This is a genomic window from Methylomonas sp. MS20, from assembly GCF_050275925.1.
Lineage (GTDB): Bacteria > Pseudomonadota > Gammaproteobacteria > Methylococcales > Methylomonadaceae > Methylomonas > Methylomonas koyamae_A.
Genome location: NZ_CP189962.1, coordinates 5,315,600 through 5,328,071 on the forward strand (window position 1 = coordinate 5,315,600; position 12,472 = coordinate 5,328,071).

A 12,472-nucleotide genomic window follows, 5' to 3' on the forward strand; every position below is an offset into this window, starting at 1 on the left:
TAGCGACATAAAACTTGGAATTATACCCGCGCCCTATTCAGGCACGAACTTTTCTAACAACACGTCCAGAAAATCCCAACCGCGCGCCGAACAACGGTAAAAGCCGTCCGCTAGCTCCAGCAAGCCTTCCGCCAGCCCATTCCGCAACGGAGCGGCTAGCGCTTCGCCGGACAAGCCGGTAGCCACCTCGAATTCGCTCAAACGGAAACCGTCCCGCAAGCGCAAACGATTCATCGCAAACTCCAGCGGTAGTTGGTCAAGCTCGATCCGGGATCGGCTGACAGTCCAAGGCTCGCGCAAGTATTGCTCGGGATTTCGCGGTTTCGCGGTGCGGACAATGTTGCTCGGTAAGGCCTGACTGATCTTACCGTGAGCCCCGGCGCCTATTCCTAAATAGTCTCCAAACTGCCAATAGTTACGGTTATGCCGACACTGATTGGCGGTGGAGGCGTAGGCGGACACCTCGTATTGGCTGTAACCGTGTTCGGCCAGCCAAGCCTGACTACGCTTCTGCGCGGCAAAGATGACCTCGTCGTCCGGCAAGCGGGGCGGAAACTTATGGAAATAAGTATTCGGTTCTAAAGTGAGCTGATAAAACGAGATATGCGCGGGCCGTAAACCGGTTGCCAACCTTACATCGTCGAAGGCTTCGGCCTCGCTCTGTCCCGGCAAGCCAAACATCAAGTCTAAATTGAAATTTTCGAAACCGGCCGCCACCGCGATTTCCGCCGCCGTGATCGCTTCCGCCGCCGAGTGAACCCGGCCGAGGGTTTGCAAATGCCGATCTTGAAAGCTTTGAATGCCTATCGACAGGCGATTGATCCCCAGCGCTCGAAATTCGCGGAATTTGCCACTTTCGAAGGTACCGGGGTTGGCCTCCAGCGTGATCTCGCAGTCGACGGCCAGCGACACTAGGCCGCGAACCCCCGCCAGCAAACGATCCAGCATCGGGGGCGAAAACAAGCTGGGAGTGCCTCCGCCCATAAAAATACTGACAACCGCCCGATCCAGGCCAAAGTATTCCAAATCCCTTGCCAAATCGCGCAACAACGCCTCGATATACTCTGCTTCAGGAATCGATTCCTTCACCGCGTGCGAGTTAAAGTCGCAATAAGGGCATTTGCGGATACACCAGGGGAAGTGAATATACAGACTAAGTGGCGGCAAACGGTTCGACCTCACCAGACGCCGGCATTCGCCATCGAAACCCAAGGCTCTTGCGGCGGTAGGGCACCGCCCTTTTGCAACAATTCTATCGATATTTGATCGGGCGAGCGAATAAACGCCATCCAACCGTCGCGTGGCGGCCGGTTGATCGTCACGCCTTGGTCCAACAAGCGCCGACAGACCTCGTATATGTCGTCAACCTCGAAGGCCAAATGGCCGAAATTACGGCCTCCAGCATACTCCTCGACATCCCAATTGTACGTCAGCTCCAACAAGGGAGCGTCTTGAGCGCTAGCACTCGCCAGATCGGCCGGGGCAGCCAGATACACCAATGTAAACCGCCCCGCTTCGCTGTCCATTCGCCTAACTTCGCTCAAGCCAAGCTTGGCGCAGTAAAAGTCCAACGACTCTTCCAGGTTGTTTACGCGGACCATCGTGTGCAAATAGCGCATAGCTAATCTCCATCGCAAAACCGCCATTATCGCCGACACCCAGCGGTCTACGACGAAGATTTTACGAGGTATCGCTAATTGGCTTTTCCGTATTGCTCAATCAACCCGGCGATGGACTCCAGCGGCAACTCTTGCTGAACCGCACCGAGTTTGACCGCTTCCTTGGGCATGCCGTAGACAACGCAAGTCTTTTCGTCCTGGCCGGCGGTACGGGCACCAGCCGCCAACATATCGCGCAAACCGCGAGCACCATCGTCGCCCATCCCGGTCATGATGATACCTAACGCGTTTTTCCCGGCGTATTTCGCCACGGACCGGAACAACACGTCGACCGATGGGCGGTGCCGGTTCACCAACGGACCGTCCTGGACCTCGGCAATGTACTGGGCGCCGCTACGGATTACTGTCATATGCTTACCGCCCGGCGCAATCAACGCCCGGCCCGGAATCACCCGATCGCCACTGACGGCCTCCTTGACTTCGATTTGGCAAATGCCGTTGAGTCTGGCCGCGAAGGCGCCGGTGAATTTCTCAGGCATGTGCTGCACAATCACAATGCCGGGGCTAACCCTCGGCAAATGTGTCAATACCACCTCCAAGGCCTGAGTACCGCCGGTCGATGTTCCTATAGCGACTAGCCTGTCGGTGGTCGCCGCCAGCGCGGAAGGCGCCGATGTCGGCTGGCTTGGTTGATGATGACTTTTAACCTCGGCGGCATGCGATGCCATCGTCATGGCTTTCATCCTCCGCATATCGGTCAACGCCGCCGCTTTGATCGCGTGAACGATATCGCCGCTATCGTCTTCGAGAAAACTCTTTAGTCCCGCTTTCGGTTTGGTAACGATACCCACGGCGCCGGCCGCTAATGCCTGCATCGTGGTTTCCGCGCCTTTTTCGGTCAAGGTTGAGCAGATCACAACCGGCGTGGGACGTACCGACATAATTTTCTTTAGAAACGTGATGCCGTCCATTCTCGGCATCTCGACGTCCAGGACTATCACGTCCGGCCAATCCTGATTCATTTTCGCCATAGCGAATATCGGGTCGGAAGCCGCCCCGATCACGTCGATCTCTTGGCAATGCCCTAAAAAAGCGGTCAGCACTTGCCTGACAACCGCCGAATCATCGACGATCAACACTCGGATTTTGGGTGATGTCATTTGTCGCGCCTGTTTGTGTTAACCTCAGCGGCCCCGCCTCAAACGACGCCGCATTCGAAACCGTGACCGTGACAACCGGGACCTAGAATTTCTCGGGTTTACGGTAAATAGATGGCCGAATCAGTTGCAATTCGGTATTCAAGCCGTTTAGGGACTCGGAATGACTGACGAAAAAATAGCCGCCCGGCTGTAGCGATTTCAGTATCCGCTCCAATAGACGTTGTTTGGTTTCAATATCGAAATAAATCATCACGTTCCGCAAAAATATCACCTCGAACCTACCCAAATCCGGCAGGTTGCCGATCAAATTGGCGTAATCGAATTTGACATTCCTCCGTAGAGCCGGGTCGATCAATAGAAAACCGTCGTACTCACCCGTGCCTTTCAGGCAATATTTTTTCAACAAGTCAGGCGGGATTTTCTCGGAAGCCTGACTAGGATAAAGGCCTCGCTTGGCTTTATCCAAGATGCGAGTGGAAATATCGGTCCCTAGAATTTCCCACTGCATGCCGCGACCGTATTCCGCTAACAACATCGCTAAAGTATAGGCTTCTTCACCGCTGGAACTCGCCGCGCTCCAAACCCGAAAGCTTCGATATGACGAGTATTGCGGCAAAATGCTGCCGGTGAAGAAATCGAAATGGGCGGGCTCGCGAAAAAAATAAGTTTCGTTGGTCGTCAACAAATCGATGGCGATCACTCGTTCGTTTTCGAAGCCCGGCTTGGTAAAAAGCTTGAAATACTCGGTATAGCTCGACAAATCGTAATAACGCAGGCGCTTTTCCAATCGCCCCATCACCATGACTTGCTTGGATTCATTTAGGACAATTCCGGCATTCTTATACAAATAGTCCTTAATCCACAGGAACTCGTGGTGTTGCAATACCGGAGCATTGCCGTAGTGATTTGCCGGTTTGTTCATTACCGTGAATTATTCAGCAAACGCATTTCCGGGGATATGATCGGCCGCTTGTCCCAGCGCCGCCATTTCATCCACCGAAAGCACTTTGTCGACGTTCAATAAAATGACGAAACGATTATCCCGCTTAGCCATCCCGTTGATAAAATCCGGCCGAATACCGGCGCCAAAGCTAGGCGGCGGCTCGATTTCATGCCCGGCAATCTCGACGACCTCGTTGACGGCATCGACGATAATGCCCAAATATTGGCGATTATCGTCGTTATCTCCGACCGAGGTTTCCACGATGACAATCCCCGTCCGCTTGGCGATCATGGTAACCCCTTTGCCGAAACGCGCCAGCAAGTCGATCACGGGCACCACGCTGCCGCGCAAGTTAATCACGCCACGAACAAATACGGGCATCATCGGTACTTCCGTTAGGTTTCCGTAATCGATAATTTCCTTGATGTTTAGTATCCCCAAGGCGTAAACCTCACCCCCTAATACAAAGGTCAGGTATTGGCCGGCCGCCGCAAGTTGTTGCCCGACGACCAAGTCCATAGACTGCGAAGATCTTGTTGCCAATGTGCCCATATGCCCTCCTAGAAGCGCTCGAATTGGTTCAAATCGAATTCAGGCTCGTAATTTCCCACGGGCTCCGAAGTTACCATGCTGTGAGTAGGCGTAGTCTTACGCGGCGTCTTGATCACGGCGCGCCTACTGCCACCCTGTTCTCGGTGACCAATTTTGAAGAAACTCATCAAACTCTGCAGTTGCTCCGCCTGCCCAGTCATTTCCTCGGAAGTGGCCGCCAATTGTTCGCTAGCCGCCGCGTTCTGTTGGGTAATCTGGTTCATTTGGTTCACGGCGTTGTTGATTTGGCCGACACCCGCGGACTGCTCGTGCGAGGCAGCCGCGATCTCTTGGACCAGGTCCGAAGTCTTAGCGATGCTGGGCACGATTTCGTCCAACAACTTGCCGGCGCTTTCCGCGGTTTTCACGCTGTTCTCAGCCAATTCGCCAATTTCCTGTGCCGCGACTTGACTGCGTTCCGCCAACTTCCGTACCTCGGCCGCCACCACGGCAAAGCCTTTGCCGTGATCGCCGGCCCTGGCCGCTTCGATCGCGGCATTCAACGCTAACATATTAGTCTGATAGGCAATATCGTCAATGATGCCGATTTTATTGGCGATCTCTTTCATCGCTTCGACAGTATGCTTGACCGCCTCACCGCCCTCCATGGCTTCTTTCGAAGCCTTACCGGCCATACCGTCGGTGACTTTGGCGTTTTCCGCGTTCTGATTGATACTGGCCGCCATTTCCTCGATGCTGGCGCTGGTTTCCTCGACGCTGGCCGCCTGCTCACTAGCGGATTGCGATAGCGCTTGCGATGTCGAGCTAATTTGCTCGGAAGCATTGCTTAGCTGGTTCGTCGCATCGACAACTTCGCTGATTGTTTGCGACAACTTGGCAATCGTGTTATTCACAGTATCCTTGAAGTCGGCCAATTGCCCCTTATAGTCGCCGTTGACGGTACGGGTCAGATCGCCTTGTTCAACCAGTGACAGCACTTCGACCGCTTCGTTGACCGGCAAAATTACTCGATCCAATGTCTCGTTTACGCCTTCAACGATTTTGCGGAAGTCTCCCTGATGTTTGCCCGCATCCGCCCGAGTCGACAACTGCCCCTCCATGGCCGCCTTCGCCAACATGTTGGCATCGGACACCAAAGCGTTAACCGCTTCAATGCAGGTATTCAGGTTGTTTTTAATCGTATTGAAATCGCCGTTGTAACTGTCGGTAATCTTAGCCGGAATGTTGCCTCGGGATATGTTGTCCACATAATCCGCCGCCACGTTCAACGGCCCAATCACCGCATCCAGGGTTTCGTTGACACCTTCGACAATCTTGCGGTAATCGCCTTGGTGCAGGGTCGCATCGGCGCGAGTCGACAGTTTGCCTTCCACCGCCGCTTGCGACAACATCACCGCGTCCGCCACTAACGCATTGACCGCGTCGATACACGTGTTCAAATTATTTTTGATCACATTGAAGTCGCCGTTGTAACTGTCGGTGATTTTCGCCGGGATGGCGCCTTTTGCAATGCGGTCTACATAGTCGGCCGCCACGTTCAACGGCCCAATCACCGCGTCCAGCGTATTGTTTACACCCTGTACGATCTTCCGATAGTCACCTTGGTACTGGCTCGCATCCGCGCGCGTCGCTAACCGACCTTCGATCGCGGCTTTTTCCAAGCTCGCCGCTTCGGCAACCATATTGCCGATTGCGTCGATACAGTTGTTCAGGTTGTTTTTAATCGTATTGAAATCGCCGTTGTAACTGTCGGTAATCTTAGCCGGAATGTTGCCTCGGGATATGTTGTCCACATAATCCGCCGCCACGTTCAACGGCCCAATCACCGCATCCAGAGTTTCGTTGACACCTTCGACGATCTTGCGGTAATCGCCTTGGTGCAGGGTCGCATCGGCGCGAGTCGACAGTTTGCCTTCCACCGCCGCTTGCGACAACATCACCGCGTCCGCCACTAACGCATTGACCGCGTCGATACACGTGTTCAAATTATTTTTGATCACATTGAAGTCGCCGTTGTAACTGTCGGTGATTTTCGCCGGGATGGCGCCTTTTGCAATGCGGTCTACATAGTCGGCCGCCACGTTCAACGGCCCAATCACCGCGTCCAGCGTATTGTTTACACCCTGTACGATCTTCCGATAGTCACCTTGGTACTGGCTCGCATCCGCGCGCGTCGCTAACCGACCTTCGATCGCGGCTTTTTCCAAGCTCGCCGCTTCGGCGACCATATTGCCGATTGCGTCGATACAGTTGTTCAGGTTGTTTTTAATCGTATTGAAATCGCCGTTGTAACTGTCGGTAATCTTAGCCGGAATGTTGCCTCGGGATATGTTGTCCACATAATCCGCCGCCACGTTCAACGGCCCAATCACCGCATCCAGAGTTTCGTTGACACCTTCGACGATCTTGCGGTAATCGCCTTGGTGCAGGGTCGCATCGGCGCGAGTCGACAGTTTGCCTTCCACCGCCGCTTGCGACAACATCACCGCGTCCGCCACTAACGCATTGACCGCGTCGATACACGTGTTCAAATTATTTTTGATCACATTGAAGTCGCCGTTGTAACTGTCGGTGATTTTCGCCGGGATGGCGCCTTTTGCAATGCGGTCTACATAGTCGGCCGCCACATTCAACGGCCCAATCACCGCGTCCAGCGTATTGTTTACACCCTGTACGATCTTCCGATAGTCACCTTGGTACTGGCTCGCATCCGCGCGCGTCGCTAACCGACCTTCGATCGCGGCTTTTTCCAAGCTCGCCGCTTCGGCGACCATATTGCCGATCGCGTCGATACAGTTGTTCAGGTTGTTTTTAATCGTGTTGAAGTCGCCGTTGTAACTGTCGGTAATCTTAGCCGGAATGTTGCCTCGGGATATGTTATCCACATAATCCGCCGCCACGTTCAACGGCCCAATCACCGCATCCAATGTCGCATTGACCCCTTCCACCAATCTCCGGAAATCGCCCTGATGCTTGCTGGCATCTGCGCGAGTTGCCAATCGCCCTTCCACAGCCGCACTTACCAAATGGTCCGCATCTTGAATGACCGCTTTCAAGTTACCACGCACCAATTCGATCGTGTCATTGATAAACGCTTTTTTACCAGGCAATTTCTCCATACTGGCGTCGAAATCTCCCTGACCGAACTTTGTAAAGACTGCCATCGCTTTCTTTTTGACCGCGATATGGCCGTTAACCATATCGTTGACGCCTTGAGCCATCGCTTTGTAATCACCCTGGAATTTCGCGATATCGACCACCACGTCGATATCGCCTTTTTCGTGCTCGCTGCTCATGCGCTCCATTTCGGCCAGCAGCGCTTTGACGTTGTCGCTCATTCGCTTCATAGCCGCCATCACACTGACGTGATCGCCGTCTTGCAACTCGATTCGAGACGAAAAGTCGCCGACGGCCACTTTCGCAGCAAATGCCGCGACAAAACCCGGTTCTCCGCCCATTTGACGCATCAGATTACGGGTAATCAGCCCTCCGATCGCACCGATGATCGTTATCCCCAACAAAGCGATCAGGCTGGAGAGGAGCGCTGCACTTCCACGTATCGCTTCCGCGGATGCGGAGGAATTTTTACCCAAATCGGCGTTGTATTCGCCGTGGCGCCTAAAATTATTTACGGTCCGGTTCATTAAGGCTTGATTGTCAAGAATCAGATTCTTAGCCTCCGATTTTTGGCCGGCACGCGATAACTCGCGCACCCTGTTCCAAAATAGTCCGTATTCGGCCAACCCGGCTTTATCCGCATCAAGAAGTTTTTTATCTTCGTCGTCGGCCAACAGCGGTTCGTAATCTTTTATTAATTTATCGATTTTGTTGTCGCTCTCGGCAAAACCTCGCTCCAGTTCATCCATTGCCGCCGGCTCGCTTTGCAGCAAGTGTTGCCAAACGTTAGTGCGCATTTTTGCCAGTTCAAAACTAATGTCGTTCAGAATAAGCACGCTCGGCAAAGTATTCTCCGTGTTGAAATTGGCTGCGGTATAGACACGGCCGATCTGAACATAATTAAATCCAGCTAGCCCCCCCAAACCCAAAACCGCCGCTAAAACCAGAAGCAGCATTCGTTGTTTAATCGTCATTTTTTCAACCCCATGCCCACGGAAACTTTCGTTTTTGCTTTCCGCAGGATAAATATTCGCAAACTTGGGTAATAGAACAAGCGATGCTTTGACGCAAGCATCCTTAAAACCGACCCAACCAACATTCATCCCTGCATTAACTGTTACGCCGCAAACCCGCGCACCATATACTGCTCGAAGGCACCCACCAATACCGGGATATCCAGTATCAATGCCACCTCGCCGCTACCGAGTATTGTGGAACCGCCCAAACCTTGAACGTGGCCGAACAATTTACCCAGTGGTTTAATAACTGTTTGAAATTCGCCCAATAATCGATCGACAACCAGCCCAGTCTTCGCACCGGCCACCTCGACCACCACCACGTTGGCACGCCGCGCCGATTCGCCAGGAACGCCGAATAATTTCTTCAAACGGATGAAAGGCAGGACTTCACCTCGCAAATCCATATAGTCGTGCTCGTCATCGTCATGGCTGAGTTCGACGCACTCTACGACCCGGTCAAGCGGAATCACAAAGGATGCCTTGCCGACGCCAACCAAGAACCCGTCGATAATCGCCAACGTCAGCGGCAAACGGATGCGCACGGTGGTGCCGACGTTCTGCGCACTATCAACCTCTATCGATCCGCGTAAATCGGTAACATTCCGCTTGACCACATCCATTCCGACTCCACGTCCGGATAGATTGGAGATTTGCTGAGCCGTGGAAAATCCCGGTTCGAAAATCAATGCATAAACCTCCTGATCAGTCAGTTTGGCATCCGGCTGAATTAAACCTTTTTCGATGGCCTTGGCCAGAATCCGCTCCCGATTCAAACCACCACCGTCGTCCTGCACTTCTATGACAATCACGCCCGACTCGTGATAGGCATTGAGCCGCAGGGTGCCTTGGGCCGACTTGCCATTCTCCCGACGGACTTCGGCTGATTCGATACCGTGATCCATCGCATTGCGGACCAAATGCATTAACGGATCGCCGATTTTTTCGACCACCGATTTGTCCACTTCGGTCTCGCCACCGGAAATCGCCAGCGCAATGTCCTTTCCCAGCTCCTTGCTGACATCGCGAACCACGCGCTGAAAACGACTGAAAGTGGTGCCTATCGGCACCATTCGCAGTTGCAAAGCACTGTCCCTGACTTCTTCGACCAAACGCATCATTTCCCCGGTCGCTTCCAGCAATGCGGTCTGTGCGGTCTGCGACGCGCGCAGGTTCACACCCGCGCTGGATATCACCAACTCACCGATTAAATCGATCAGCTTGTCCAAGCGCTCCGCATCGACACGAATACTCTGGTTTTCTCTGGCCTTGTTGTCTTTAATCTGCTTTTGTTTTTCCAGCGCGGCATTCACCAAGGGCTGCTGGACGGATTGTTGCTCGACTAAAATTTCACCGATAGGCTGAGCGGATTTGGTCGGTTCCGTAGTAGCCTGCTGTTGACTTAAACCTTCCTCAAGCTCCCGGCGCGTTAATACGCCACTTTTGACCAGAAGTTCGCCCAAATAGGTATCGTCTTCCGGCAATGCGCGGATCAACTCGATGTATTCACCTATAGCGCTTTCCAGTGGCAAAATGTGAATCAAGCTATCCTCGCGCACGAACTCGAATACATTCTCCAACGCCTCCTTGCCGGCTTCGCTCTTAATGTCGATTTCGAAGCCTAAATAATTGGTCTCGGGGTCCATCTGCTCCGCCGGAGGAATCGCTTCGCTGATCGTGGTTAGATTGACCAGGGTTCCCAAGGTGGACAAATAGCGAATGAAAGACAACGGATCCATGCCGTTCCGCAGGCTATCCGAACCGAAGCGCAAGGAAATATGCCAGTTGCCGCTTTCCATAACGCCTCCGCCTCCGATGGTCTCCACACGATCGGGGCCGGCGGCGACCACCTCTTTGGCGAAATCCGGCTGCTCCAGAAACGGGCGCAGTTTGGCCAGTAATTCGTCGCCAGCTACCGTCAAATCGGGGTCTTCGTCGGTATTGCCATCGGCAACTGCTCGAATCAACAGCGCAATCTGATCGCAACACGGCAACAAGATGGCGACCAACTCCGGTGTAACCTCCAAAACGCCGTCCCGCAAGGCATCCAACACACTCTCGACCACGTGAGTGAAACGTACAATGTGGTCCAAACCAAACAAGCCGGACGAGCCTTTTATCGTGTGCGCGGCCCGAAATATCGCGTTGATGCGTTCGGACTGATCTTCACCGTTCTCGATCGTCAGCAGGCAATCTTCCATGTCCTGCAACAATTCCAAACTTTCGATGGTGAACGTCACCAAGGCTTGCTTCATTTCGTCGTCGATACTCATCTGTCCCACCTCTTAGTTTTGTGCCAGGACGACCTGGTCGCCGAATGCGGTCGTCAGATTCGCCAATTCCAAAATATCCAGCACCGCTTTGCTGTGCATGACGAACCTTAACTGTTTGCCGGCCAGACCAGCCTCGCGCTTCGACAAGATCAATAATTGCAGGCCCGCCGTATCCATTTCCGCGACTTGCGAAAGGTTAATTTCCAAGTCATCGCCGGTACTTAGAAAATTGAGCAAATTCCGCTTTTGCTCGGCGGCCGTAAAGATGGTCAATTCATCGTCTATAGTGAGCGTTTGCATTGCGAGTTACCTCCGTTCTAACCGATCGGTCGCCGAGCTCAAAGCCAGCATTCGGATCAGGGCAATATCAATTTGGAAACAGCCGCCAACATTTGCGCCGGTTGAAACGGTTTAACAACCCAAGCTTTCGCACCGGCGGCCTGGCCTTCCTGCTTCTTGGATTCTTGCGACTCGGTGGTCAGCATGATCACCGGTGTAAACTTGTAAGCCGCTAATTGCTTGAGTTCCTTTACGAACGTAATGCCGTCCATATTCGGCATGTTGACGTCGGAAATGATCAAGTGAATCTTTTGGCCGTTCAACTTGCTCAAGCCATCCTTGCCGTCCACGGCCTCAATGACGTCATATCCAGCGCCTTTCAAAGCGATTGCGACTACTTGTCGAACGGAAGCCGAGTCATCAACGATTAAAATAGTTTTTGCCATATGTCGTTACCTTAGAAGAAAGTGATTTCGGAAGCGTGGTGTTCGTTAACCGGGGAGCCGGCGCCGTGATGCACGTGCTCCGACTCCATAGTGTAGCTGCTCGTCAGCGCATGCAAGATTTCGTCGGCCACCAGCGGCTTCAACGACAAGGTGCCGCCGGCATGACTCAATTGAACCTGACGCGGAAAATCGTTGATGCTATCGCGCACATGGACTAACACCTGGCCAATTCTGTCTTGAAACTGAAACTGCACAATCGAGCCATTGATTTCCTGCTTGATCATCTGCGCGGACTGATTCAGATTGACCGCGTTATTCTGCAAATTTTCAAACGCTTGCTGCAAACCAGCTAATACGGTCCTGATGTTTTCGCTGGAGGCCGCGACAACAGCCGCTTCTTTTTCGGTACTTTTTTCGACCGCGCTCAAGGTCCCGTGAATCGCGGTACTGACCTGATCGACCTTGGCGCCGATTAATTTACCGGTCTCGCCGGACTGATTGGACAACTTGCGGACTTCGTCAGCCACCACCGCAAACCCGCGCCCCGCTTCTCCGGCTCGCGCGGCTTCTATTGCCGCATTCAATGCAATTAAGTTGGTCTGTTCCGCAATTCTGGCCACTTCCTTGGCCATATTCTTCAATTCACCGACGAAACCGCTGAGGGAGCGAATTCTTTCCAATACCACGACATTTTCTTGTAGCGCGGCATCAAGCGCTTGAACGACTTGCTGCAAACGCGCGTTACTGGAACCGAATATATCTTGGTCGCCACTCTGCAAGGTCGCCGATGACGCGCTGAGTGCGACATCCAGGTTTCGAATGATGCCGCCGAAGCGCATCGTCAACTCTGAAACGGCCTGCTCCATTTGTTGGCGGGAAGATTCGATATGCGCCGACCAAATCGGCGTAACTTCGGTAGCAAAACGTTCGATCCCGTTGGCGTACTTCTCAACCTCGGTCAATGGCAATACCGGAGCGGGGGGGGGCAGGTTGCGCTGTTCCCGCAATAAACGCCGATAGCCAACCCTAACGCCAATCATTACACCGCCAATAAGTACCACCGCCAC

At 53.3% G+C, this 12,472-nt stretch carries 10 protein-coding genes; all 10 read right to left on the minus strand.

The features are described from left to right. Positions 1–33: 33 nt before the first annotated feature. Positions 34–1,167 (minus strand): radical SAM family heme chaperone HemW, encoded by a 1,134-nt coding sequence (gene hemW, locus ACQE3D_RS23700; RefSeq protein ID WP_313731049.1) that lies wholly within the window; start codon positions 1,165–1,167, stop codon positions 34–36. An 11-nt stretch (positions 1,168–1,178) separates the two neighbouring features. Beyond that, entirely contained in the window at positions 1,179–1,619 is a 441-nt protein-coding gene (locus ACQE3D_RS23705) for a VOC family protein (protein ID WP_064031402.1), read from the minus strand. Positions 1,620–1,693: 74 nt separating this feature from the next. After that, complete coding sequence (locus ACQE3D_RS23710; RefSeq protein ID WP_313731046.1) at positions 1,694–2,779, minus strand: protein-glutamate methylesterase/protein-glutamine glutaminase; 1,086 nt, start codon at positions 2,777–2,779, stop codon at positions 1,694–1,696. A gap of 82 nt (positions 2,780–2,861) precedes the next feature. Next, a complete protein-coding gene (locus ACQE3D_RS23715) occupies positions 2,862–3,701 on the minus strand; it encodes a CheR family methyltransferase (RefSeq protein WP_064031404.1) in 840 nt (279 codons plus the stop codon). A 9-nt stretch (positions 3,702–3,710) separates the two neighbouring features. Beyond that, positions 3,711–4,274 (minus strand): chemotaxis protein CheW, encoded by a 564-nt coding sequence (locus tag ACQE3D_RS23720; RefSeq protein ID WP_064031405.1) that lies wholly within the window; start codon positions 4,272–4,274, stop codon positions 3,711–3,713. 8 nt (positions 4,275–4,282) lie between these two features. Next, positions 4,283–8,365 carry a methyl-accepting chemotaxis protein gene (locus ACQE3D_RS23725; RefSeq protein WP_313731044.1) on the minus strand — a complete coding sequence of 1,361 codons (4,083 nt, stop codon included), beginning with the start codon at positions 8,363–8,365 and terminating at the stop codon, positions 4,283–4,285. A 143-nt stretch (positions 8,366–8,508) separates the two neighbouring features. Further along, entirely contained in the window at positions 8,509–10,680 is a 2,172-nt protein-coding gene (locus ACQE3D_RS23730) for a chemotaxis protein CheA (RefSeq protein WP_064024005.1), read from the minus strand. A gap of 12 nt (positions 10,681–10,692) precedes the next feature. Continuing rightward, positions 10,693–10,980 carry an STAS domain-containing protein gene (locus tag ACQE3D_RS23735; protein WP_064023982.1) on the minus strand — a complete coding sequence of 96 codons (288 nt, stop codon included), beginning with the start codon at positions 10,978–10,980 and terminating at the stop codon, positions 10,693–10,695. Between the two features lie 56 nt (positions 10,981–11,036). After that, positions 11,037–11,405 (minus strand): response regulator, encoded by a 369-nt coding sequence (locus ACQE3D_RS23740; RefSeq protein WP_064023983.1) that lies wholly within the window; start codon positions 11,403–11,405, stop codon positions 11,037–11,039. 11 nt (positions 11,406–11,416) lie between these two features. Next, a complete protein-coding gene (locus ACQE3D_RS23745; RefSeq protein WP_281021751.1) occupies positions 11,417–12,445 on the minus strand; it encodes a methyl-accepting chemotaxis protein in 1,029 nt (342 codons plus the stop codon). Between the last annotated feature and the right edge of the window lie 27 nt (positions 12,446–12,472).

Coding starts and splice junctions, on each gene's coding strand:
- ACQE3D_RS23705 (WP_064031402.1), bottom strand. CDS start 1,619: ATGCGCTATTTGCACACGATGGTCCGCGTAAACAACCTGGAAGAGTCG.
- ACQE3D_RS23710 (WP_313731046.1), bottom strand. CDS start 2,779: ATGACATCACCCAAAATCCGAGTGTTGATCGTCGATGATTCGGCGGTT.
- ACQE3D_RS23715 (WP_064031404.1), bottom strand. CDS start 3,701: ATGAACAAACCGGCAAATCACTACGGCAATGCTCCGGTATTGCAACAC.
- ACQE3D_RS23720 (WP_064031405.1), bottom strand. CDS start 4,274: ATGGGCACATTGGCAACAAGATCTTCGCAGTCTATGGACTTGGTCGTC.
- ACQE3D_RS23725 (WP_313731044.1), bottom strand. CDS start 8,365: ATGACGATTAAACAACGAATGCTGCTTCTGGTTTTAGCGGCGGTTTTG.
- ACQE3D_RS23730 (WP_064024005.1), bottom strand. CDS start 10,680: ATGAGTATCGACGACGAAATGAAGCAAGCCTTGGTGACGTTCACCATC.
- ACQE3D_RS23735 (WP_064023982.1), bottom strand. CDS start 10,980: ATGCAAACGCTCACTATAGACGATGAATTGACCATCTTTACGGCCGCC.
- ACQE3D_RS23740 (WP_064023983.1), bottom strand. CDS start 11,405: ATGGCAAAAACTATTTTAATCGTTGATGACTCGGCTTCCGTTCGACAA.
- ACQE3D_RS23745 (WP_281021751.1), bottom strand. CDS start 12,445: ATGATTGGCGTTAGGGTTGGCTATCGGCGTTTATTGCGGGAACAGCGC.